Source organism: Streptomyces sp. CA-210063, assembly GCF_024612015.1.
Taxonomy (GTDB): domain Bacteria; phylum Actinomycetota; class Actinomycetes; order Streptomycetales; family Streptomycetaceae; genus Streptomyces.
In genome coordinates, this window is sequence record NZ_CP102512.1 from 6,568,540 (window position 1) to 6,591,272 (window position 22,733).

Genomic DNA, 22,733 nt, shown 5'->3' on the forward strand with positions numbered 1-22,733 from the left:
GACGGAAGGTAAGGGCGGGCTAAGGGCGCGTCAATGGGGCGGGCGGGAATTCGTCGGGGGTTCGGGGGGTCGAACGGCGGTGGGTTCGGCTGTGTGTACGGCGGTGGGTCCGCCCGCGTGTCCGGCGGTGCGCTGTGCCGAGGCGATCAGCAGGGCCAGGGCCGCCGCGGCCACCGGTACGCCGAAGCCGGTCGTCCCGGAGCCGGATCCCGGCCCGTGTTCCACCACCCAGCCGCCCAGCGCCGATCCGCCCGCGATGCCGCCGAGGAGGCCGGTGACGGCGAGGGTCATGCCCTCGTTCAACTGCCCCTTGGGAGTGCGGTGTTGGACGAGGGACATGGCGGTGACCATGGTGGGGGCGGTGGCCATGCCGGCCAGGAGGAGGGCGGGGGCGAGGAGGACGAGGGAGCCGGTGGTGGTGGCGGTGAGCCAGGGCAGCGTCATCAGGGTCGTCATCGCCGCCAGGCACCAGGGGAAGCGGCGGTCCGCGGGGCCCGTCACCCGTAGGGCGCCGAAGGCCAGGCCCGCCGCGCAGGAGCCCGCCGCCTGGAGGCCGAGGATCACGCCCGCCGCCGAGGCGTGGCCCCGGGCGTCCGCGTAGGCGATGGTGACGACCTCCAGGGAGCCGAAGACCGCGCCGGTGGCGAGGAAGACGGCGAGGAGAGCCGGGATACCGGGGGTGCGGAGGGGGGACTTCGCGGTCGTACGGCCGGTGGGGGGCGGTTCCGTGGAGCGTTGGGCGGCGAAGATCAGTACGCCGGTCATGCAGAGGAGGCCGCCCATGAGGGTGCCGGCCTCCGGGAAGAGGGTGGTGCAGAGGAAGGCCGCGAGGACCGGGCCGAGCATGAAGCAGAGTTCGTCCGCCGCCTGTTCGAAGGAGTTGGCGGTGTGCAGGGCTGCCGGGTCGTCCTTCAGGAGGTGGGCCCAGCGGGCTCGGGCCATGCCGCCGGTGTTGGGGGCGGTGGCGGTGGCCGCGTACGAGGCGAAGAGGGTCCAGTCGGGGGCGTTCCAGTGGACGCAGGCGATCAGGGCGAGGCCGCCCAGGAATGCGAGTGCGGTGGCGGGGACGGCGACCTTGGCCTGGCCGTGGCGGTCCACCAGGCGGGCGGTCCAGGGGGCGACCAGGGCGGTCGCGGCAAGGCCTGTCGCGACGACGGCGCCGGCCAGGGCGTAGGAGTCGCGGGAGCCGGCGATCATGAGGATGGCGCTCACGCTGAACATGCCCATGGGGAGGCGGGCGAGGATGCCTGCGGCGGTGAAGCGGAGGGTGCCGGGCTTTTTGAAGAGGGTGCGGTAGGGGGTTGTGGCGCCTGGGAGCTCGGGGGTGCGTGTTCGTTGGCGGGTGCGGGATTGTTGTGGCTGGTCGCGCAGTTCCCCGCGCCCCTTATGGGGCGCTGCGGTTGGCCTCTTTTGGGATGAGTGCGGCATGGGGCAACCGTCGTCCCGCTCGTGATCCGTCGTCCAACACTTACTCCGTGGTGATTCACGCACCTCGGTTGTAGGTTCGCCGGATGTCCGTCGTCCCCTATGCCGTCGAGCCTCGGCTTCTTCGTGGGTTTCTCGCTGTGGCCGAAGAGTTGCACTTCACCCGGGCCGCGGCCCGGCTCTACGTCGCTCAGCAGGCGCTCAGTCGGGATGTGCGGCGGCTGGAGCGGGAGTTGGGGGTGGAGCTGTTCGTACGGAGTACCCGGCAGGTGGTGTTGACCGGGGACGGGGAGCGGCTGGTGCCCTATGCGCGGCGGGTGTTGGAGGCGCAGGACGAGTTGGTGGCCGCGTTCCGGCAGGCGCGGCCCCTGCTGGTGGATCTCAACTCGCCGGGACTGGCCACCGGAATGCGGGTGCTGCGTCGGGCCCGTGAGCTCGCGCCGGAGCTGGAGTTGATGGCGCGGTACGAGAGCGGGCTGACCCATGCGGCGGCCGAGATCCTCGCGGGGCGGCTGGATGTGTCGTTCGGGAGGTTCGCGGGGCTCGATCCGGCGGTGCGGGCGCGGCTCGAACAGCAGCCCGTGCGGTACGAGCCGATGACGGTGATCCTGCCCGAGGACCACCGGCTGGCCGCGCTGGACGCCGTACCGCTGGCGGAACTCGCGGGCGAGCAGGTGTACGCGGGGGCCGGCAATCCCCGTACGCCGGAGTGGACGGAGCTGGCGGCGCGGCTGTTCGAGGGGCGGGGGATCGAGGTCGCCGCGCCCGCCCCGCTGGCCGTGGGGGAGGAGGAGTTCCAGCGGCTCATGGCCAAGACGGGGAACCCGGTGCTGGCGGTGGTGGACTTCCCGCCCATGCCGGGCACGGTGTCGCGGCCGCTCGTCGATCCCGTACCGCTGTCGCCCGTCTCGCTGGTGTGGCGGAAGGGGCTCGCGCATCCGGGACTCGACGCGTTGCGGCGGGCCGCCGCCGAGTTGGCGCGGGCGGAAGTATGGCTATCAGATCCGGAGGACGGGTGGATTCCGCCCACGGATGCACTCATCATGATGACCTTCACCTGATATCACACAGAGGCACATCTCTCCCACCCCTACATTCGTTGGTCCGGGTGCGTGTGATGGGCGGGGCGCCCCGGATCGGGTGGGGGCCCGGTCCGGTACAGGAAAGTGCGATTGCCCGGCATCGAACACGCACCCGGAACGATCCCGTGGGGGGAAGTGCGTGCACGTCGAGAACTGGCCCAAGGGCATTCAGCCGAAGCGGACCGATGGTGAAGGCCTTGGCCGAGGCCGTGGTGGTAGTGGCTCCGAGGACGAGGTGGTCTGGCCCGAGGCCGCCGGCAGAACGGGAGCCGTGTCCCGGGTGGAGCGGGAGTACGGGATGGGCATCTCCGGGCAGGCGAGTACCGGTGGGGGAGTGCCTCAGCAGCCGACCGCTTCCGGGGTTTCGGGTGCTTCGACTGCGTCTGGTGCCTCTGGTGCTTCGGGGCGTGAGTCGGAGTCGTCGGGTGTCGTGCCGGCGCCCTGGGAGCAGCCCGGTCAGCCCGGGCGCACTCACGACCCGCACGAGGTGACCGTGCAACTCGACGGTGTGGGGCGCGAAGTGGACGAGGGGCCCGGCAAGCACGCCGGCAAGGAATCGGCGGCGGGTGCCGGCGACTCCGACGGGCCGGTCTTCGTCGACGAGTCGGGGCGGCGCAGAAACCTCTACCGGCGGCTCGGTATCGCCGTCGGCACGGCCTGCGCGGCGTACGCCGTGGTCATCGTCGGCACGCTGGTGTCGGGCAACTCGGACGCGCCCTGGCTGCCGGTGCCGATGCAGAAGAACGACAAGCCGGCGGGCAAGGTCGACACACCGCCGCTGCCGGCCGAGTCGGCCGGCCGGTCCGACACGGCGGACGGCCCCGTCCCGGACGTGGGGCCGGGCGGGGGCCGTACGGGAGTGACGTCCTCGCCGGGCGCCAAGGCCCCGAGCGGCTCGTCGGGCCGTGCCAAGAAGCCGGGGGCGTCCGCGAGTGCCAAGCCCTCGGCCGGGCCGAGCGCCGGCGTCCCGCCGCAGCCGAAGCCGAGCACCAGCGTGAAGGACCCCGTGCCGTCCGCCTCCGTGTCCGAGCCGCCGAAGGTCGACCCCAGTCCCTCGGTCACGCCCTCGCCCGTGCCTTCGGACTCCGCCGCCCCCGGCCCCGGTCCGGGCTCCGGCACGGACCCCGTCGCCCAGGGCCCGGCGTCCCCGCAGCCCGTCGAGCCCGGCCCGGCGACGTCGCAGAACCCGCAGGAACCGCAGAACCCGGAGACTCCCGCCTGATGACCCGCTCCAAGCGCGGCGGCACGCCTTCGCGTGCCGCCCAGCGCTCTACCCACTCACCACGTTCATCGAAGAGCGCCGAGGAAGGCACAGCCGGCAGTACGGCCGGCAGTACGGCTGACGGCACGGTGAAAGGCTCCGCCGAGCGCTCGCGGAAAGGTTCACGCAAGAGCGCGCGGAAGCGTTCCGGGCGGCGTCTGCCACTGCGCCATCTGCTGCCCTGTGTGCTGCTCCTCGCGCTGATGGCGATGCTGATGCTGCGCGGATACGTGCACAGCGAGATCCTCGCGGACCACCGGGTCGGGGCGCCCGCGGCGAACGACCGGGTGCCGAAGAAGATACTCAAGGGCGGGCCCGTGATCGACACCCGCCCGGGACGCCAGCTCAGCCTCGACGTCCCCGACTACGAGTTGGTCCTGACGTTCGACGACGGGCCGGACCCCGAGTGGACCCCCAAGGTCCTCGACGTGCTGAGGAAGCACGAGGCCAAGGCCGTCTTCTTCATCACCGGCACGATGGCCTCGCGCTACCCGGACCTCGTCCAGCGCATGGTCGACGAGGGCCACGAGATCGGCCTGCACACCTTCAACCACCCGGATCTGACCCTGCAGTCCAAGGACCGCATCGACTGGGAGCTGTCCCAGAACCAGCTCGCGCTCGCGGGCGCGGCGGGCATCCGCACCTCGCTGTTCCGGCCGCCGTACTCCTCGTTCTCGGAGCGCATGGACAACCGGACCTGGCCGGTGACGCAGTACATCGGCAGCCGCGGCTACATCACCGTCGTCAGCGACACCGACAGCCAGGACTGGAAGCGGCCGGGGGTCGACGAGATCATCCGCCGGTCCACGCCCGAGCACGGTGACGGCGCCATCGTGCTGATGCACGACTCCGGCGGCGACCGCTCGCAGACCGTCGCCGCGCTGGACCGCTACATCAGCCAACTCCAGGTCAAGGGCTACAAGTTCGACACCCTGACCGAAGCCCTGAAGGCGCCCAGCGCGCACACGCCGGTCACGGGGCTCGGCCTGTGGAAGGGCAAGGTCTGGGTGACGCTCGTCCAGATCTCGGAGAGGACGACGGGTTTCCTCGTCGTCGCCCTCGCGGTCGTCGGCGTCCTCGTCCTCGCCCGCTTCGGTCTGATGCTGATCCTGTCGATCGCGCACGCCCGCAAGGTCAGGCGACGCACGTTCCGCTGGGGACCGAACGGGCCCGTCACCGAACCGGTGTCCGTGCTCGTCCCGGCGTACAACGAGGCCAAGTGCATCGAGAAGACGGTCCGTTCGCTGGTCGCGAGCGACCACCCCATCGAGGTGCTGGTCATCGACGACGGCTCCAGCGACGGCACGGCCGGCATCGTCGAGGAGCTGAGCCAGGACCTGCCGGGCGTCCGTGTCGTACGGCAGCTCAACGCGGGCAAGCCGGCCGCCCTCAACCGGGGCATCGCCAACGCCCGGCACGAACTGATCGTCATGATGGACGGCGACACGGTCTTCGAACCGTCCACCGTCCGTGAGCTGGTCCAGCCGTTCGCCGACCCCCGCGTCGGCGCGGTCGCGGGCAACGCCAAGGTCGGCAACCGGGACACCCTCATCGGCGCCTGGCAGCACATCGAGTACGTGATGGGCTTCAACCTCGACCGCCGTATGTACGACATCCTGCGCTGCATGCCGACGATCCCCGGCGCGGTGGGGGCGTTCCGGCGCACCGCGCTCGAACGCGTGGGCGGCATGAGCGAGGACACCCTCGCCGAGGACACCGACATCACCATGGCCATGCACCGCGACGGCTGGCACGTCGTGTACGCCGAGAAGGCCCGGGCCTGGACGGAAGCACCGGAATCCGTCCAGCAGTTGTGGTCGCAGCGCTACCGCTGGTCGTACGGCACCATGCAGGCGATCTGGAAGCACCGGGGCGCGTTCTTCGACCGGGGTCCGTCGGGCCGCTTCGGGCGCGTGGGCCTGCCGCTGGTGTCGCTGTTCATGGTGGTGGCGCCCCTGCTGGCCCCGCTGATCGACGTGTTCCTGCTCTACGGGCTGGTGTTCGGGCCGACGGAGAAGACGATCGGCGCCTGGCTGGGTGTCCTGGCCGTCCAGGCGGTGTGCGCGGCGCTCGCGTTCCACCTCGACAAGGAGCGCATGACGCACCTGATCTCGCTGCCGCTCCAGCAGATGCTCTACCGGCAGCTCATGTACGTCGTGCTGTTGCAGTCGTGGATCACGGCGCTGACCGGCGGCCGGCTGCGCTGGCAGAAGCTGCGGCGGACGGGGGCCGTGGGGCTGCCGGGCGCGCCGCAGGAGTCGGCCGTGCCCCAGCAGTCGGGGGAACGGAGGCCCGTCGGATGAGCACGCTCACCCAGGACTCCACCCCGCAGACCCCGTCGGTGCCGTCCGCGCCCGTCCGGGACCGCTACTTCGACCTCCTCCGGGCCCTCGCGCTCTTCCGTGTGGTGCTCTACCACCTCACCGGCTGGGCCTGGCTGCCGCTGCTCTTCCCCTCCATGGGCGTGATGTTCGCACTCGCCGGCAACCTCATGGCGCGCTCGCTGAAGCGCCCGGCGGTGGACGTCGTCCGGGGCCGGCTCCGCCGGCTGCTGCCGCCGGTGTGGCTGCTGGGGATCGTGGGCGTGACGGGGATGGTGGCCCAGGGCTGGGGGCCGGACGCGGACGGGCATCCCCTCTGGTGGTGGTTCCACCTCACGTTCTGGATCCTCCCGATCAGCGATCCGCCGTACGCCGAGGGCCTGCCCGCAGTGCACGGCCTCATCGGCGCCGACTGGGCCGTGGAACTGGCCGGACCGCTCTGGTACGTCCGCGCCTACCTCTGGTACGTCGTCCTCTCCCCGCTGCTGCTCCGCGCGTTGCGGGCGGTGCCGGTGGTGACGGTCCTGGCGCCGATCGCGCTGGCCGGGGTGTTCCAGCTGGGCCTCCTGGACCTGCCGGGCGAGCGGTTCGACTCGGGGCTGACGGACTTCAGCACCTTCGGCGCCTGCTGGCTCCTCGGCATGGCCCACCAGGAGGGCATCCTCAAGCGCCTCCCGCGCTACATCGTCCCGTCGGTGGCCCCGGCGATCGCCCTGGCCGGCCTCTGGTACGCCCTGAACCACGACTTCGGCGACGGCAACGACCTGGACAGCATGCCGTTCGCCCAGTCCCTGTGGTCCTTCGCCACGGTGGCGCTGCTGCTGCACATCAGCCCGTCGTGGTCCGAGTGGCCGCCCCGGCTGCGCCGCTGGGACGGGGCGATCACCCTGCTCAACTCCCGTGCGGTGACGATCTATCTCTGGCACAACACCTGCATCCTGATCGCCGCGACCCAGTGGGACCGGCTGTGGAGCGTGGTGTTCCTCGAACGACACGTCCCGTGGCTGCTGGAGAGCGTCTGGCCGGTACTCGTCGTGACCTGGCTGCTGATCGCCTGCTGTGTCGTCGCGTTCGGCTGGGCGGAGGATCTGGCGGCCCGGCGGAGGCCGAGGTTGTGGCCGAACGGTGCGAATCGTGGGAGGGCCGGGGGAAGGTCCTGACGCGGACGGTCGCTTGAGTGCGTTCGGTCATGTATTGACCCCGTAACCAACCGGGATACGCACTTGCGTACGACTGAGCGGGTGGTGGATGTTGGGCACGCTGGAGGCAGGTGTTCCGCGCACGTCGTGCCTCGCCGAAGCGACTCAAGGAGTGACACCCGCCGATGACGCAGCCCCCCGGCCAGCCGCCGCACGACGGTTACGGCGCCCAGCCACCGCAGCAGCCGTACCCGGGGCCGTACACGCCCCCGCCGGCTCCCGGCGGCCAGGTCCCCGGACAGCCGCCGGCCCCGGGCCAGGCCCCCGGCCAGCCGCCGAACCCGTACGCGACTGCTCCGCAGCAGCCGTACGCGACTGCTCCGCAGCAGCCGTACGCGACTGCTCCGCAGCAGCCGTACGGGGGTGGCGGGCAGCAGCCGTACGGTGCGCCGCAGGCGCCGGGTGCCCCGGGCATGCCGGGAGCACCCGGCGCCCCGGGCATGCCGGGGATGCCCAACTACGGTGGGCAGTACGGGGGTTATCCGCCGCCGCCCCCGCCTTCCAACGGCAGCGGCGGCAAGATCGCGCTGATCATCGTCGCCGCGGTGGCGGCGCTCGCGGTGATCGGCGGCGGCGTCTTCCTCCTCACCAGCGGCGGGGACGACGAGAGCGTCGCCACGCCCGGGCAGAGCGTCTCGGCGACGGCGACCGAGTCCGGGAGCCCCACGGAGGAGCCCACCGACGAGCCCACCGACACGGCCACCACGACGCCCGACGGCGGTCTGGACGACGGCGGCTCGACCGCCGCGCCCGCCACGGGTGTCGAGGGCCAGTGGCAGGACGACGAGGCCAGGACCCTGACGATCGGTGACGAGCAGACCACCGGGGAGGGCAAGGGCCAGCACCCGCTCTCCTACATCGACATGGTCGGCGGCAAGGGCATCATGACGGGCGTCGGCGCCTACCGCGACGAGAACAACTTCCGCATCGCCCTCACGCCCATGGCCTCGAAGGACGTCGCCGACGAGGACATCACCTTCGGCACGGTCCGCCGCTCCGGCGACGACGTGATCATCACGTGGGAGGGCGGCGGCACGGACAGGCTGAGCTATGTGGGCGAGGCGTCGAGCTGACGCTGCTCCTACTTCGCCTTCGCTCCCTTGAGGGTCTGTATGAGGGAGCGGAGGGGGGCTGGGGTGGTGGTGAGGATGGTGGTGGGGGTGTCGCTTTCGCGGAGGTGGATGACGCCTTCGGAGGGGTGGGCGGCGAGGTAGACGCAGTTGGAGCCGTCGGGGCTGTAGCTGGACTTCTGCCACTGGTTGTCGGGCACGGTCAGGCTCTCTCAGGTCGTTTGGATGAGGCGAAGGATCAGGTCACGGGACTCGGCTGGTTTGAGCGCCTTGGCTTCCATCCGGTCCAGCACAGAGCGGTATTTCTCCAACTGTGCTGCGGCGTCCAGGAATTCGCAGCCGTGATGGGTGTCCAGCTGAACAGTGTCGAGCTGCGGGACCTCGCCCGCCAGGTAGTCGATGGACTGTCCATTGCCGGGGAAGGATCCGCTGCCCATCGGGATGATGCGTACGGTGACGTGGTCCAGCTCGCTCATGTCCAGCAGGTGCTGGAGCTGGGCGCGGGCTGTGGCGGGGCCGCCGTATCATCTGCGCCTGCTTGACGCCGAGCAGCCCCGCAGCGGCGCTGGACGTCAGCCCTGCCTGCTCCCTGAGCTTGCGCAGTTCGGCACCCAGGCGCTGCTGGCGCATTGCGCCAGGCCAGGCGGTAGTCGGACCACTCATCAGCGTCTCCAACGGCGCCTCTCGGGCCCGGTGACACCACCCCCCCAGGTCATCTGTTCGACAGGGGGGACCAGTCATGCCGGGCCCGGAGGCCAGCGGCCCTCTTGCAGGACCGCGAAGAAGATAACGGGGGGCGGAGTACCCGCCCCCCGCACCGCCTACCGCGATGTCGTCGCCGACCACACCGTCACGGCCAGCGCCGTGCACGACGTCAGTGCGGCCAAGGACGGCAGGGGCCAGCGGGAGCGCTCCAGGGCGTCCAGGCGGTCCTCGTGTTCGGAGAGGGTCTTGTCGGTCTGGTCGGCGCGCTGGAGGAGGAGGGCGAGGTCGCCCCGGGTGGTGGCGAAGCCGACGTCGACGGCGCGGCGCAGGCGCTCCAACTCCAGGGCCACCACGGCGCGTTCGTCACTGCTCACCATCGGCGCCCCCTCCGGCCCCGGCTCTCAGCCACGGGGGGAGCAGACGCTCCACCGACGGCATCGACATCAGCCGGCTCAGCGCCGTGGCCGCGACCACCAGCGTGGCGTAGCCGGGGAGGTCGGCGATCCCAGGGGTGTCGGCGAGCAGCGGGACGGCGGCTGCCACCGCCAACAGCGCCTGGAACGCCGTACGCAGTGCTCTGCGGTTCGAGTCGGTCATGGTTCTCCGAACCTCCGTTCAGGTAGGGGACTCAGGTACGGGGGACGCGCAGCTTGTCCCAGCTCACGCGGCCCGGGATGCCGTCCGCGTCGGTGCCCGAGTAGCCGAGCTTGTGCTGCCAGGCGGCGTACGAGCGGCGGTCGGCGGCGGTCCAGGACGGGCCGGGGCCCACCTCGTAGCGGCCGCAGCCTTCCGCCACCAGGCGTCTGCCCATGGCCGTGATGACCGCGCTGCGGCGGCCGGTGGCGAAGAACGCGGCGCCCGGGAAGGGCTCGTACACGGTGGTCGACGTGCCGCCTCCGCTCACCGTCCTGGTCAGGCGCTTCGCGATCCGCGTCCGCATCGCCGCCATCGAGAACGTCGGGTCGATCTTGCGGGTCGTCCACTCCTTGTGGCCGATGACCCGGGACGCGGCCCAGCCGTGCGCCCGGCACACCGCCGCCGCGACCTTCTCCACGGCCGCCAGCTGGGCGTCCGGGTACGGGTCGCGGCCGTTGCCGAGGTTCTCGATCTCGAAGCCGTAGAAGTGGGCGTTGCCGTCGACCGCGTCCGCGCCCGGCCGGGACGGGAGCGTCGTGCCGTTGCGTACGGCGTTGTAGGCGGCCGTCGAGCCCCGGCCGGCGTGGTTGGTGCGGCCGTAGCCGACCAGGTGGACCGTGCCGTCCTTCGCGATCACCGCGACGCAGAGGGGGCCGGGGAGGTCGGCCATGCCCGTGCGGCACAGGGAGACGCTGTCGCGGCCCGCCGTGTGGTGCAGCATCACGCCCTGGGCCGGGCCCCAGGCGCCGATGGCGTTGCGGTTGTGGGTGGACCAGTTGGCGTGCTCCTTGAGCGTGACGCCTTCGGCGCGGAGTGCCGCCTCGAACGCGGCGGCGGAGAGGGGTGTGGCCATGGGGTGGTTTCCTTTCGGGCGGGCGGAAGCCCCGGTACGCCGCCGGGGAGGGCGGCGTACCGGGGCTTCGGGGGACGTGGGGATCAGAGGACGGGATCGACCTTGACGAAGCGGTTGTCTCCCCGGTCGGGGGCGCGGTGAACGCGGCCACCAGCGGGTCGCCGACCGCGCCCGTCAGGGGCTCGGCGGCCGTGGTCGAGGTCGTCGTACCGGCGGCGTTGTTGAATACGGCAGCCCGTTGAGGGGGGTGCAGGCGGTCACACGGCCTCCGTTCCCGTCGGCTCCGTCTCGGTGTCGGTCGCGCCGTCCGGATCGGTCTCCTCCACCGGCTGCGGCTCCACCTCCGCCGTGCTGTGGCCACCGGCCGCGTCGGGCGAGGCGGCCGCTGCGCCCTCCTCCTGCTCGTCGGGTGCGGGCTGCTCCTCGGGCACGTTCTCGGTGACGGTCACCTCCACGGGAGCGGCGTCCACCACCGTGACCTGCTCCTCCTTCGCCTCGAAGTACGCGGTGAGGCTGGTCGCCACGGCCGAGGCCAGCTGCAGCAGCTGCTCCTCGGCCAGCACGACCGGCACTGTCTCCGAACTGTTCTCAGACATGCGCGGACTCCTTGATCTCTCCCCAGGTCAGCCCCGACGCGGTCAGGTGCGAGAGGGCCGGGAAGGTGCTTGTGACGGAGGCGTACGTCGCGTACGTCACCGTCGCCGGGTCGCTCGGCGCGTCCGGGGTGAGTCCCGCGTCGGCCGGCAGGGGACCGGGGTCGACGCCACGCAGGGTCAGGGTCTGCTGGACTCCGCCGTCGGCCGTGGCCGAGGTGCGGACGCCGACGACCCAGGCGAGCGTGTCGAGCGCGGCCCCGGTGCTGTCCACCACCCGTACGACGTCACCGAGTTGGATGCGGGGGTCGTACAGCACCTCGACGTCGCCGATGACCGGCACGGGCAGGACGCCCGCGTCCCGCATCGCGTGGGCGAGGTCGGCGGCGACGGACGCGTCCTGCACCCAGTCGGTGCTCTCGGCGGTGTACTCCTGACGGCCGTAGAACTTCTCGCTGGCGACCCCGGCCGGGTCGTTCGCGGCGTTCTCCAGATACGCGATGGCCTGGCGTTCCACCGGGTCGGCGGACGGCTTCAGTGTCTGCAGGACGAACGACGGCGTGCCGGTCCTGGTGGCCGTGTAGAGCGTCTGGGTGCTGCGGTTGGCGAACCGCACCACCAGATAGCCGTCCTCACGGCGGACCATCAGATCGACGGCCCCCTTGACCGCGGTGCCACCCGTGGCGGCGGTGCCGAAGCGGACGTTCGTGCCCAGCTCGGTGACCGAGTCGTCGTCCGTACCGGGCGGACTGATGTCGTACTCGTCGTCCGACATCAGGTACTTCACGGTGGTCGTCGAACTGGCCGGGATGGTACGGACGACGGTGTCGGTGGACGTCGTGCCGGTGACGGCCTTGATGCCCGTCCAGTCCTTGTACGGCTGGATGCAGTAGTTGCGGCAGGCGTCGATCTCCTCCGTCGCGGTCAGCGACGCGATCTCCCGCACGCTGGTGAGCGTGAGGTCGGGGACCGTCGGGCTGGTGGCGAACCGCGAGTGGTTCCGCCACCGGAAGACGCCGCGCTCGTCAATCTCGGCGGTCGACATGCTCGCCTTGGCGATCTGCGAGATCACCTCCCACTGCGAGCCGCTGACCCGGGGCAGTGCGATCAACGGCAGGATGACGTCGTCGAGTTCGGCGCTCTTCGTCCAGGCGTACGTCCCGGTGTGGGCGAACTCCGCCGCACTCGGCATGGCGGTCAGCCCGCTGGTGACCTGGAGGCACTCGGTCGGCATGTCGGTGTAGAGGATGACCTGCCGCAGTTCCGAGGCCGACTGGAGCGCGGAGGAGTCCGTGAACGTCGCCGCCGAGCCGAGCAACTGCGTGCCGTCCGGAGCGGTCAGCCGGGGCTGCACGGTCGGATGGACGCTGGTACCGGTGGAGGCGGTGTCGAAGAAGGCGCCGATGTGCCAGACACCCCGCTGCTGCCAGACGCCGCGCAGCTCCGTGTCGTGCCACGACCACTGGAAGTACCAGCCGCCCGCCGCGTCCGTGGAGGACATGCGCACCCAGCCCTCGGCGAAGTCCACGACCACGCGCAGGGAACCGGTGGCCGATCCGACGCGGTTCAGCTCCAGCCGGATCGTCACCTGGTCGCTGTTGCTGTTGACCACGCCGTCGTCGAGGTCGCCGTACGCGACCGCGTTGTTCACCCAGGCCTCGGCGAAGATCTTGCTGCCGGGCACCGTGACCCGGCTGCGCGGGAACCAACTCGCCGCCAGCTGCGGCCCCTTGGGCACGAGCGCCATCTCGTGGGGCGCGCCCTCGCGGCTGAAGACGTAGGCGCTCGGGTCCGGCACGTACTCCGGCTGTCCGTACGGCGTGCTGAACCCGCCGTGCAGCGAGGCGTACACCAGGGTCAGCGGCTTGCCCTCGACGAAGTCCGGGTACCGGGGCGGCGGGCAGGCGTACACGCCGCCCTGGCGCAGCAGTTCGGACACACACCAGGTCGCCGACGACACCGGGTGGGCATGGCCCAGGAACCCGGCGTACGGCTTCGGCAGTACGGCGGGACCACGCAGCCGCTCCGCCCCGTCCAGCGCGGTGACCTGCACACTGTCGGTCCCTGAGGTGGCGGAACGGGAGCGGACGGTGCCCCGGAACGCGGGGAGCTTCGCACCCCCGACCCCGTTCTCGTGGACGACGGACTGACCGGGGCGTACGACGTCGCCGGTGGCACGGTCGGCCCACGGGGAGTACATCTCCGGCGCCGAGGTCCCCGCCGTGCCGGACAGCTGCACCTGCAGCTGCGCCGCGGAGGAACCGGAGAAGGCCCGCATCGCGGCCGGCAGATCGGTCGCGTACGACCGCTCCACCTGCCAGGACTGGACCTGCGCCGAGACATCCTTGCCGCCGAGGCGGGTGGTGTGGGTGGTGGTGCGCTCACCGGCCGCGAGCGCGGACTCGGTGGCGTCGTCAGCCTGCTGCACCGGACACCTCCACGAGGTCGAGGCTGAAGTTGCGGAAGGGGAGCGGGCGGCCGGGCGTGTCGCTGTAGCCGGTCACGGACATCGGCGGCAGCCCGTCACCCGGGATGCCGTCCGCCGCCGTACCGCCGTACGTCAGACAGGCGCCGGCCAGCGAGTACGTGCCCGCCGTGCCCGGCTTGCAGGTCGGGGTGACGTACGCGGCATTGGCCGGGACGGTGCCGGTGACCAGCGGACCCGAGGCAGAGACCGTACTGATGTACGAACCGTCCGCCTTCTTGAAGTCCAGGCCCACGCTCTCCGTGCTGAGCGCGGCGATCGCGGTCGGCGCCCGGAACGAGACCTGGAGCCCCGGCGAGACCGGGAAGTTGCCGACGGTGCCGACGCAGCGCCAGGCCAGGGCGCTGTCCGCGCTCACCGCGGTGAAGGTGAACGCGCCGACGGCCGTGGCGCTCTCGGCCACCGTGCCGGTCGAGGTGGTGAACCACTGGGCGAGCCCGGTGATGTCGGTGGCCTTGGTGGTGCCCCGGCCGAGGGCCTGACCGGCGGTGAGCACATTGCCGGCGGCCGGGTCCACGAGGAACACGGTCGGCGCCAGCGAACTGTCGACCCGCCGGGCGATCCGGTCGAGCGCCCGGGCGTGCGCCGGCGGCAGCAGGTCCCAGGCCAGCTTGATCCGGCGCACCGGAGCGAGGTTGCGGGTGACGGTGACCCGGCCGCCGAGCGACTTGAACTCGCTGACGCCCAGGTCGGCGGTGCGGTCGAAGGACTTGGCGGCCTGGTCGATCTCGTACATGGAACCGGGCGGGCCGATCCAAAGGTTTCCCATGATCTCCCCTGGTGGTGGGTGGGTTTCGATGGCTGGTGGGCGGTGATCTGGGCAATTGAGGGCATGCGGGCATGCGGGCATGCGGGCATGCGGGCATGCGGGCATGAAAAAAGCCGACGGCGGTGAAGTGCCGTCGACTGCTGCGGAACCCTGGTGTCGTTACCGCCTGGCCAGCTGCCGCTGCCCCAGGAACACCGCCCGGGCGATCTCCTGCGAGTCGACCTGTACGACGACGGGCCGGTCGGCGAGCCGCTCCACGGCGGAGGCGAGGGTGCGCAAGCCCCCGCCCGAGCCCAGCATCCGCTCCAGCTTGGAGAGCGGGATGACGGCCTCGTGCTCACCGGCCTCACCGAGCAGCGCGAGGGTGCCGCCGGAACGGGCCTGGACGACGCCGCCCTTGGCGAGCTGCGGCACGGGGATGGACGGCAGGTTGAACTGGAAGCCCCGGCCGCCGATGACCGGCACCCAGTCCGGCACCTTGATCTTGACCCGGTTCAGGGAGCTGATGAGCATGTTGAGCCCGCGGATCAGCATCCGGGACGGCAGCAGGAACCCGTTGACGACGCCCTTGAACAGCGGCCCGAGCATCCTCGCGGCCGACGACGAGGCGTTCTTGATGGCGCTCCACGCGGCGACGAGCCCACGCTTGACCAGGGCGGCGACCTTGTCCATGTTGACGAACTGGGCGATCAGCGGCGCCAGCAGCGTCATGATCAGCCCGAACGGACTCGCCGCCATGGCGAGGTTGAGCCCCTTCTGAGCGAGCGAGGCCCCCTTGAGCCCCTTGCCCAGATTCCCCATCGACTTCCCGCCCTTGTCGGCGTTCTTGCCGGCCTGCCCGACCGACTTCTCGACGGCGTCGGCCTGCTTCTTGACGCCCTGGAGCGCCGTCTTGGTGCTGTTGGCGGAGGACTTGAGCTTGTCGAGGGAGGACTTGAGCTTGTCCGCGCCGCCTTTGGCCTTCCCGACCCCGGTGTTGAGCCCACTGGCCTCGGACTTCAATTTGCCGAGCCCGCTACCGCTCTGGGTGGCGGAGGTCTTGAGCTTGCCAAGTGCGCTGTTGAGCTGGCTGGAGCCGGTCTTGACCTTGTTCATCGCCGTGTCGGCCCGACCGAGCGAGGCCCTGAGCGTCCCGAGCTTGGCGTCGACTCCTGCGATGGCTTGTTTCAGATTCACTGCTACCCTCGATTCACTCGTCGCGTGTGATCAGACGTCTGAGAGCGCTCGGCTCAGGTTCTCCGCGGATTTCCTGAGCGTGTCGAGTTCTTCCCGCTTGGTCCCGCGATTTCCTGGGTCGGCCGCGCTGCCGGCCTTTTTCAGCTTTTCCCTGAGGGCCTGGATGTCGTATCGCGCGCGGTTTGCAGTGTCCTTCACCGACTTGAACTCCGCGCCCGACTTTTCGAGGAAGAGCTTCTTCAGGCGGTCGTCGAGTTTCTTTTCCTTCTCCTTGGCCTTCGCATCCTCCGCGTCCTTGACGTTCTGCCAGGTGATCTTCTGTACGCCGCGGAGGGAGATGCCCTTTTCGTCGACCTTCAGAAAGCTGTAGTCGATCTTGATGAACTGGGCGGTCGCAGCCACCCATGACACGACGAACTTCAGGCCCTCGACGTCCACTTTGATTCCGGTCATCGAGTGGCTGAAGCCCGTCATGCTCTTCTTGATCCCCTCCACCTCCTTGCGGACGAAGTGGAGGTCCTTGTCGATATCGAAGCCCATGTGAACTCCTGTTGAAGTCATTGCTCGGTGAGGTGATGGCGGCATAACATGCGTATATGGCATCCGCTGGTATGAATCTTCCAAAAAGCAGGACGAAATCCCGTAAAGGGGTGCTTTCCGCATCCCTGATCGCACGCTTCAGCGGTGTGCGGCGGGATTCCGTCAGGGTGGTGCTGGCGATTCCCGGGGCACACCGTTATCCGCTCGAGTCCGGGGTTGTGGCCGATATGGCGCGCAGGGCCGCTGTGTTGGGTGAGGTCATGTCGCCGGTCGCGGAGGTGGAGGCCTGGATCTACACGGCACGGGCGTATCGGCTGCCGAATCTCCGGTTGGCGGATGCGGAACGGTGGATCGCGGACTGGGCTGTACTGCCGAAGGAGCCTCTGCTGTCGCGGGATGCCGTACCGGGAAACTCGCTCGGTCGGGGCGCGGAGGAATACGGTCTCTTCGATGCGGAGGATGCCGCCGAGGCGGTCAAGGGGATTACGCAGAGCCTCCCTGAAAGCGAGGTCGCGACCCTTGTCCTGTTCTACTTCTGGGGACTCCACTCCGAAGGCACGGCCCTCGCCGACCAGTTCGACGCGGGGGCCGGTCGTAACGTGTTCTGGCTGTTCCTCGGAGACCTTGATGGCGGTTCGTCCGTGCTCGACGACCTCGATGCACTGCGGGCCGAGGCTCCGCACATCAGGAATGTCAGTCTTTACCGAGGGTGGGATGCGATCGAGGAGACTCCCGATCATTCCTTCTGGCGTGGAGTGCTGAATCCGTTCGCTCGTTGGAGAAAGGGGTATCCCGCGGCTCGACGCTGACAGGCCGAGTATCCCGGGGTGACCTTCGTTTGCTGCGAGTACCTCGATCCGCGGGGGATTACGAGGTACCGGACATCACGAGGTACCGGACGACGAAGGGAAGCCTTCGGCCGTACGCGCAAGGAATTGGTGTGAGCCCTGGTCCGCGGATCTGAGGCCTACAGATCGTCGTCCGACGGGTGCGGGCGCGCGGTCGGCGGGTGCGGATGGGGATGCGGGGTGGAGGGCGTGCCCGGCGGCGGTGTTTGCTGCGGGAAGGGGAGGATCTTGCCGCCGGCGTCGCGGCGGGGCGGGGCGGCCTGCCCTTGACCCGTACCCGGGCTCTGGCTGCGGAGCGCGGCCGCCGACCGGCGTCGCTGGTCCTCGTGCTCGCCCCGGTCCCGCCAGCCCTGCCCGTACGCCCTGAACTCACGCTTCTCGATCTCGGTCCGGGTGGTGACGACCAGGTCCGCAGGGACGGCCCGTTGCATGCGTACGGCAAGGACCTGCCGCAGTTCGGCCTCGGCTCTGTCCAGCTCGACGCCGCCCCACGCCTCGCCCTCGTTGTTCGTCACTCGGCCCCCACTCCCCGCAGACTTCAAACATGTGCTTCGAACATATGCTCGATTGCACTTCGCAGGATACCCGAAGTGCCTGTGGTGGCCAGGACAAAACGGAGACGGTTCCCGGCCACCTCACGCCGTACGGCCGAGGCTCACGCCACCTCGTACGTTCCCCCGATCCGGATGATGTTGGCGCTCGTCCAGGCGTATCCGAGCAGCCCGGCGCTGCCGAGCTGGCCGAGGTGGGAGGTCGAGGCCGAGGCCGGACCCCACAGCGTGTACGTCGTCGCGTTGGTGCTCGCGGTCGGCTGGCAACTGATCATCCCGCGGCCCTGGCTGCTGCCCGAACCGCTGGTCGCCACCCCTTGGTGCTGCGGCAGCCCGCCCAGCGCGCCCGCCTGGACCGGGTAGCTCAGGTAGTAGCTGCCGCTGCCGTACGTCGTCGTCGATCCGAACTGCATGAGCATCGTGAAGTGGCAGGTCTTGCCCACGATCGCGTACTTGCCGGTCAGCGTGCCGTTGCCGATCGCCGGGTTGGTCGTCTCAGCCGTCCAGGCCGGGGTGTACGTGTTCCAGACGCCCATCGCCACCCACGCCGAGCCGGTGTAGTAGCTGAGCGTGCCGGGGGTCGTCAGCCAGGCGACCATGCCGGCGGCCGGGGTGGTGATCGCGGCGTCCCGGTCGGCGGCGTTCGCGTACCGCAGGACCGTACGGCTGTCGATGCCCTCGGCCAGGGACTGGAGGTGGAGCGGGAGGTTCGCGACGTCGGTGGGCTGCGGATACGGCAGCCCGCCGAGTGGGGTGTAGAGGGTCATGGGCGGGATCACTCCTTGGGCTCAAGAGAAGAACTGGGCGAGTTCGATGGGTGTCGGGTTCCGCACCGGCTCGGCGGCCGACGACGGTGACGCGCCGGACGGTGACGTCCCGGAGGGTGACGTCGCTGAGGGCGACGCGTCGGACCGTGGCGCGGCCGCCGTGGACGCCGGTCCGGTCCGCCCGTCCTCCGCCGTCACCGGGCGCGGCACGGGCTCCGGGTAGTCCAGCGGTTCCGCGTCCTCGTCCCGGTTCACCGTGGCGAACATCCAGTTCGCCTCCGCGAGCTGGTCGACGACGGACGCCAGCAGGTAGTCGTTGACGGACCAGAGGGCGGCCTCGCCGTGGAGTTCCTGGAGGGTCGCGCTGTCGCGTGGCAGATGCTTGACCAGCACCGCGAGCCGGCGGGAGGAGAGCCGGCCACGGTGCCAGTCGAGCAGGTCCACGCCGTAGTGGCGGAGCAGGTCCGCTTCGAGGGCCTCGGCGTGTTCATCGACGAACTCGCCGAGGCTCAGCCTTCCCCCAGGCCGAGCCCGGTCTCCTTGCCGTACGCCTCCATGATCGCGGCGATGTCCTGCATGGTGACGTCGAGGCGGTCGAAGCGCTCGTACTGGGCGTCGCCCAGGAGTGTGCGCAGCAGGCCGTCCACGTCGTTGTCGTCGAGGTCGCGCAGCGTGCGCGCGGTCTTGCGGGTCAGCTCGGTGGGGAGCGTGAAGGTGTCCCCCTCGACGGTGAAGGACCAGGCGCGACCGAGCGCCTCCTGCCGCTGGGCACGGGCGGCGCTGACGTCGAATGCCATGGAGCTACTCCTTGTTGGTGACGTTCGTGACAGTGTGTGACGTTCGTGACTGCGTGACGTTCGTGAGTGGTGGTCAATGGGGACGGCGGGCGGGGCCGGGGAAGGGGGAGGTCCCGGCCCCGCCCACCTGGGCGGCCCCCGCCCGAAGTGACGGGCGGGGGCGACGGCTTGAGGAGCCGGTGGCTCGGCAGCCGGTGAAGCGGGAGCCGCCGGCTCAGGCGGTCGCGCCGTACGCCGGGTCCTTCATCAGGAAGGTGGCCAGCGGCTTGGTGTTGTCGACGGCCAGCGCGGTGAAGGTGACACCGAGCTTGATGGAGGCCGTGCGGGTCAGCGACAGCTCCTCGGTCTCGGTGACCTGGCCGCGCGAGACGACGAAGCGGTACGTGATGTCCGTGCCGTCGCTGAACTCGATGCCCATCGCCTTCTCGTTGAACTTCGGGTCGGCGGCCAGCTCGTACTTGTACACACCGGAACCGGTGGTGGTCTCCGCGACGGCGTCACCGCCCATGAAGAACGGCAGGGTGTCCTCGTTCAGCTGGAGCAGCTGGAACTTCACCGTCAGGTCGCGGTCCGAGTAGATGAACCGGGCCGGGGACACGGACTGCCAGGTCTCGACCGGGTCGAGCTTGTCCTTCTTCGCCAGCTTGATGCCGTCCTGCGAGGTGAAGCCGAGGTCCTTCCAGCCGGACCCCCACGCGGAGGTGACATCGGCCGGCGCGGTCGTCCCGACCGGGGCGACCAGAATCCGCCCGGTACCGGCGACACGGATCTCGTTGGCGTTGCTGCCTGCCATGCGTAACTCCTTCAGAGAGATGAATACAGAGGGGTTGTGCCTGCGAACTGCCCCGGCGGACCGAGCTCTTGGGCGGGGCGGGACTCTCGGGCGGAGCCCTACGCGGGACGAATGTGCAGCCGGACAGTCGCGTAGTAGCGATTGGCCGCGGCCCGATTCCAGTCCGGCAGCCAGCGGGGCCCATCGGCCTCCACCACGTCGGACACAACCGCCGCCCCATACGTCGTCCCCCGCAGCGCGAGCACCGCGGAACGAACCGTCAGGGCCAGCGCATGCGCCGCCGTCTTGGTGGGCCCGTAGACCTCGAAGTCCACGAGCGGCTGGTCCAGACGCAGGTCGTCCACCCAGGCCCCGCCGGCGCGGGAGACCAGGACGACCTGCTGGGTGCCGTCGAACCCGCTGGGCGGAACGTTGTCCACGGTCGCGGTGGAGAGTTCGGGGCGGTCGGTCAGGAAGTCGACGACGAGTCGTTCGACATCCGGGAAGGTGACCGTCGGATCGGCCACGGTGAGACCTCCCTTCTTGTGTCGGAGGTATGCGAAACGGCGGGGCCGTGCCCCTGTGGGCACAGCTCCGCCGCTGCACCAACTGTGACACGTTGCGAGCGCGCGCGCAACTATGAGTTTTCGAGGCCGCTCCGAAACGCACGTTGCCCCGCCACACCCAGGGGTGTGGCGGGGCAACGAAGATCGGTTCTGCCGTCGTGCTCTCAGCCGCGACGCCCACGCCCCCGCGTGGCCCGCTCCGCCGCGAACACGTCCTCCAGCCGGTAGAGATGGGTCCGCCCCTGCCGCCCGGCGGCCTCCAGATGGCCCAGCTGAACCCATTTCCGTACGGTCGCGGGGGCCACCCCCGCCTCGGCCGCGGCGGCCGCGCCGGTCACCAGTGCCGGGGAGGAACCCGTTGGCCCCGCGAGAGAGTTACCCATCACGCGGCCCCCGCCTCGACCGAGCGCCCGACCCGGTCGGTGCCGGCGTCGGTGTCGGCGTCGGTATCGACCAGCGCGGCGATCTCGTCCGCGTCGGCCCCGGCCTCCGCCGCGAGCTGCGCCCAGCCGGTCTCCGTCCAACTGTGCCGGTGGGCGGCGTTGTCCGCGCACGGGCACTCCTCGTCGGTGCACCGGCACCCGGGGTTCACACACAGGACCGTGCGCCAGGCCGGCATGGCCCGCAGCGACACCGAATCGCACCACGGGCAACGGCCGTTGACGCGGACCATGGTCTCGGGGTCACCGAGCGTACGGCCGCAGCGGCGGGCCATCCGGCGGCACTCGTCGAGGACGTGCCGGGCGAGCACGGGATGCCCGGCGACATCGTCGAGCAGGGCGGCGACCCTGCCGAGCCGCTGCGGAACGTCCGCCCGCGGAGGCCGACCGAGCCCGAGTTTCTCCCACACCGCCTCCTCCAGTTCGACCACCCCGTCGGTGATGTCGCGGATGGCGTCGGAGACATGGAGGCGGATCGGGGCGGCGCTCGCGCCCAGCGGGCCGAGACCGTGCTGCTCGCCGAGCAACGCCTCGGCGCGCTCCGCGGCGTCCCGCTCGCCGAGGGCGCGGAGCGCGGCCGGTCCCAGCGGTGGGCGGGAACGGGTCCCGGCGCCCGGCCGACCCGGGGTCAACTCCGTGAGCAGCTCGGGGGATTGGCGCCGCAGGATGTCGATCCAGCGGGCGGCGCGGGCGGTGTGCTGGGTGGCGAGGCCTGAGGTCATGGTGGACACACTCCGATCTGGGTCAACCGGGAGCCGGGGCGACGGCGACGAAAGGCCGGTCGACGGCAACCAAGAACTGGGGCGGCGGCAACTGAAGGGAAAGAAGAGTCTCCTGTTGTTGCGAGCCCGCACACAGCTTCACATGTTGCGATCTCGCGCGCAACGGAGATCGGCGATCGGATCGACATCGGAATGGATCGGATCGACATCGGAATGGCCGGATTGACGGAATGCCCTCACTGAACCTTTACTCGTGCGTGCGCGCAACTGCATAGTTCGCGTGCGCACGACCGTTAAGGTGGGGTGAGCTGAGGGGAGCGTTCACACATGAAGAGCGATGCCGAGCACATCGACGAGTTCGCAGCCTGGATAGAAGGCGTGATGCGGGCGCGCGGTTACGACATCGACAGCCCGCGCGGCGGCGGCAAGACCAAGCTCGCCGAGGACGCGGGGGTGCACCGGGCGGCCATCACCCGGCTGCTGCAGCGCCAGAGCATGCCCGACCTGGAGACGATGCGCGGTCTGTCCCGCGCACTCGGCATCCCGGTCCGGGATGTCCTCATCCGATCGGGCAAGCTGACCGAGCAGGACCTGCCCCAGGCCCCGGTGCCTCCGGAGACCGCTACGGCCCCCGGAGACCACGCGCTCTCCGCCGAGCAGGCGGCGACTGCCCTCGGCATCCCGGAACACCTCCGGGCGGCCTTCGTGCAGATCACCGAACAATTCAGACTCGGCGCCACGGGCCCGGCGATCCCTGAGGCGGGGGCGGACGGCCAGGCCGGCACCTGACCGCCGGCGCCTGACAGCCGTACAGCGTACGGGGGGACGTACGCTGTACGCATCGTCATGCCGTCTCGTCATGCCGTCGGACGCCACGCCGTTCGTCGCGTGTGCGTCGCGTGTGCGTCACGCCGTACGTCAGGCGTCGCCATGTTGCACACCGCGGGCTTGGCGCTCGACCGCGCCGACCGCACCGACCGCACCGACCGCACCGACCGCACCGTACGGCCCGCCGGGGCAGCGACCGGCCAGCACGCCTTCTTCCTCCGCATCGGTGCCGACCGAGGGTGTCGCCGTCGCCCGTCGATCCCGGCCCGCTGCTCACCAACGGCGGCTCCCCCCGTCCGCTCGGGAGGGAGTCGTCATCACGGTCGG

At 70.4% G+C, this 22,733-nt stretch carries 25 protein-coding genes and 1 pseudogene; 7 read left to right on the forward strand and 19 right to left on the reverse strand.

Annotation, left to right across the window (positions count from 1 at the left end; genetic code table 11):
- Nucleotides 1-30 precede the first annotated feature (30 nt).
- Nucleotides 31-1,428 (reverse strand): MFS transporter, encoded by a 1,398-nt coding sequence (locus tag JIX56_RS28715; protein WP_257544840.1) that lies wholly within the window; start codon nucleotides 1,426-1,428, stop codon nucleotides 31-33.
- Nucleotides 1,429-1,511: 83 nt separating this feature from the next.
- On the opposite strand from JIX56_RS28715, the gene JIX56_RS28720 reads away from it, so the two are divergent.
- The 5 genes from JIX56_RS28720 to JIX56_RS28740 all read left to right on the forward strand — a co-directional run bounded on the left by JIX56_RS28720 (nucleotide 1,512) and on the right by JIX56_RS28740 (nucleotide 8,361).
- Nucleotides 1,512-2,486, forward strand: coding sequence for a LysR family transcriptional regulator (locus JIX56_RS28720; RefSeq protein WP_257544842.1), 975 nt, complete (start codon nucleotides 1,512-1,514; stop codon nucleotides 2,484-2,486).
- Between the two features lie 508 nt (nucleotides 2,487-2,994).
- Nucleotides 2,995-3,729, forward strand: a complete 735-nt coding sequence (locus JIX56_RS28725) for a hypothetical protein (RefSeq protein ID WP_257544844.1) — start codon at nucleotides 2,995-2,997, stop codon at nucleotides 3,727-3,729.
- A complete protein-coding gene (locus JIX56_RS28730; protein ID WP_443031898.1) occupies nucleotides 3,729-6,071 on the forward strand; it encodes a glycosyltransferase in 2,343 nt (780 codons plus the stop codon). Before JIX56_RS28725 ends, JIX56_RS28730 begins: the two co-directional genes overlap by 1 nt.
- Entirely contained in the window at nucleotides 6,068-7,249 is a 1,182-nt protein-coding gene (locus JIX56_RS28735) for an acyltransferase family protein (protein WP_257544846.1), read from the forward strand. Before JIX56_RS28730 ends, JIX56_RS28735 begins: the two co-directional genes overlap by 4 nt.
- A gap of 164 nt (nucleotides 7,250-7,413) precedes the next feature.
- Nucleotides 7,414-8,361, forward strand: coding sequence for a hypothetical protein (locus JIX56_RS28740; RefSeq protein ID WP_257544848.1), 948 nt, complete (start codon nucleotides 7,414-7,416; stop codon nucleotides 8,359-8,361).
- An 8-nt stretch (nucleotides 8,362-8,369) separates the two neighbouring features.
- On the opposite strand, the gene JIX56_RS28745 is transcribed toward JIX56_RS28740, so the two are convergent.
- The 10 genes and pseudogenes from JIX56_RS28745 to JIX56_RS28790 all read right to left on the reverse strand — a co-directional run bounded on the left by JIX56_RS28745 (nucleotide 8,370) and on the right by JIX56_RS28790 (nucleotide 16,115).
- Complete coding sequence (locus JIX56_RS28745) at nucleotides 8,370-8,558, reverse strand: DUF397 domain-containing protein (RefSeq protein ID WP_257544850.1); 189 nt, start codon at nucleotides 8,556-8,558, stop codon at nucleotides 8,370-8,372.
- Nucleotides 8,559-8,570: 12 nt separating this feature from the next.
- Nucleotides 8,571-8,882 (reverse strand): annotated as a pseudogene (locus tag JIX56_RS28750) (Scr1 family TA system antitoxin-like transcriptional regulator); the annotation flags it as partial.
- A gap of 297 nt (nucleotides 8,883-9,179) precedes the next feature.
- Complete coding sequence (locus JIX56_RS28755; protein WP_257544852.1) at nucleotides 9,180-9,440, reverse strand: hypothetical protein; 261 nt, start codon at nucleotides 9,438-9,440, stop codon at nucleotides 9,180-9,182.
- The gene (locus tag JIX56_RS28760; protein ID WP_257544854.1) at nucleotides 9,427-9,660 is read right to left on the reverse strand and encodes a hypothetical protein; all 234 of its coding nucleotides are present in this window, start codon (nucleotides 9,658-9,660) and stop codon (nucleotides 9,427-9,429) included. Before JIX56_RS28760 ends, JIX56_RS28755 begins: the two co-directional genes overlap by 14 nt.
- Before the next feature lie 31 nt (nucleotides 9,661-9,691).
- A complete protein-coding gene (locus tag JIX56_RS28765; protein ID WP_257544856.1) occupies nucleotides 9,692-10,552 on the reverse strand; it encodes a peptidoglycan-binding protein in 861 nt (286 codons plus the stop codon).
- A gap of 257 nt (nucleotides 10,553-10,809) precedes the next feature.
- The gene (locus tag JIX56_RS28770; RefSeq protein ID WP_257544858.1) at nucleotides 10,810-11,148 is read right to left on the reverse strand and encodes a hypothetical protein; all 339 of its coding nucleotides are present in this window, start codon (nucleotides 11,146-11,148) and stop codon (nucleotides 10,810-10,812) included.
- Nucleotides 11,141-13,573 (reverse strand): hypothetical protein, encoded by a 2,433-nt coding sequence (locus tag JIX56_RS28775; RefSeq protein ID WP_257544859.1) that lies wholly within the window; start codon nucleotides 13,571-13,573, stop codon nucleotides 11,141-11,143. The genes JIX56_RS28770 and JIX56_RS28775 overlap by 8 nt, the downstream gene beginning before the upstream one ends.
- Entirely contained in the window at nucleotides 13,560-14,399 is an 840-nt protein-coding gene (locus JIX56_RS28780) for a hypothetical protein (RefSeq protein ID WP_257544861.1), read from the reverse strand. The genes JIX56_RS28775 and JIX56_RS28780 overlap by 14 nt, the downstream gene beginning before the upstream one ends.
- Nucleotides 14,400-14,558: 159 nt before the next feature.
- Entirely contained in the window at nucleotides 14,559-15,575 is a 1,017-nt protein-coding gene (locus tag JIX56_RS28785; protein WP_257544863.1) for a hypothetical protein, read from the reverse strand.
- Between the two features lie 30 nt (nucleotides 15,576-15,605).
- Nucleotides 15,606-16,115 (reverse strand): hypothetical protein, encoded by a 510-nt coding sequence (locus tag JIX56_RS28790; RefSeq protein ID WP_257544865.1) that lies wholly within the window; start codon nucleotides 16,113-16,115, stop codon nucleotides 15,606-15,608.
- Between the two features lie 56 nt (nucleotides 16,116-16,171).
- Between JIX56_RS28790 and JIX56_RS28795 the strand changes: the two genes are divergently transcribed.
- A complete protein-coding gene (locus tag JIX56_RS28795; RefSeq protein WP_257544867.1) occupies nucleotides 16,172-16,924 on the forward strand; it encodes a VWA domain-containing protein in 753 nt (250 codons plus the stop codon).
- Between the two features lie 158 nt (nucleotides 16,925-17,082).
- On the opposite strand, the gene JIX56_RS28800 is transcribed toward JIX56_RS28795, so the two are convergent.
- The 8 genes from JIX56_RS28800 to JIX56_RS28835 all read right to left on the reverse strand — a co-directional run bounded on the left by JIX56_RS28800 (nucleotide 17,083) and on the right by JIX56_RS28835 (nucleotide 21,578).
- On the reverse strand, nucleotides 17,083-17,478 hold the full coding sequence (locus JIX56_RS28800; protein ID WP_257544869.1) for a hypothetical protein: 396 nt from the start codon (nucleotides 17,476-17,478) through the stop codon (nucleotides 17,083-17,085).
- A gap of 140 nt (nucleotides 17,479-17,618) precedes the next feature.
- Entirely contained in the window at nucleotides 17,619-18,281 is a 663-nt protein-coding gene (locus JIX56_RS28805; protein WP_257544871.1) for a hypothetical protein, read from the reverse strand.
- A 21-nt stretch (nucleotides 18,282-18,302) separates the two neighbouring features.
- Nucleotides 18,303-18,725, reverse strand: coding sequence for a hypothetical protein (locus JIX56_RS48100; RefSeq protein WP_443031899.1), 423 nt, complete (start codon nucleotides 18,723-18,725; stop codon nucleotides 18,303-18,305).
- 65 nt (nucleotides 18,726-18,790) lie between these two features.
- Nucleotides 18,791-19,078 carry a hypothetical protein gene (locus tag JIX56_RS28815; RefSeq protein ID WP_257544873.1) on the reverse strand — a complete coding sequence of 96 codons (288 nt, stop codon included), beginning with the start codon at nucleotides 19,076-19,078 and terminating at the stop codon, nucleotides 18,791-18,793.
- Nucleotides 19,079-19,292: 214 nt separating this feature from the next.
- A complete protein-coding gene (locus JIX56_RS28820; protein ID WP_257544875.1) occupies nucleotides 19,293-19,871 on the reverse strand; it encodes a phage tail tube protein in 579 nt (192 codons plus the stop codon).
- Between the two features lie 98 nt (nucleotides 19,872-19,969).
- A complete protein-coding gene (locus JIX56_RS28825) occupies nucleotides 19,970-20,377 on the reverse strand; it encodes a hypothetical protein (protein WP_257544876.1) in 408 nt (135 codons plus the stop codon).
- Between the two features lie 203 nt (nucleotides 20,378-20,580).
- Nucleotides 20,581-20,799 carry a hypothetical protein gene (locus JIX56_RS28830; RefSeq protein WP_257544878.1) on the reverse strand — a complete coding sequence of 73 codons (219 nt, stop codon included), beginning with the start codon at nucleotides 20,797-20,799 and terminating at the stop codon, nucleotides 20,581-20,583.
- Nucleotides 20,799-21,578, reverse strand: a complete 780-nt coding sequence (locus tag JIX56_RS28835) for a hypothetical protein (protein ID WP_257544880.1) — start codon at nucleotides 21,576-21,578, stop codon at nucleotides 20,799-20,801. The genes JIX56_RS28830 and JIX56_RS28835 overlap by 1 nt, the downstream gene beginning before the upstream one ends.
- Nucleotides 21,579-21,905: 327 nt before the next feature.
- On the opposite strand from JIX56_RS28835, the gene JIX56_RS28840 reads away from it, so the two are divergent.
- Entirely contained in the window at nucleotides 21,906-22,367 is a 462-nt protein-coding gene (locus tag JIX56_RS28840; protein ID WP_257544882.1) for a helix-turn-helix domain-containing protein, read from the forward strand.
- Nucleotides 22,368-22,733 lie beyond the last annotated feature (366 nt).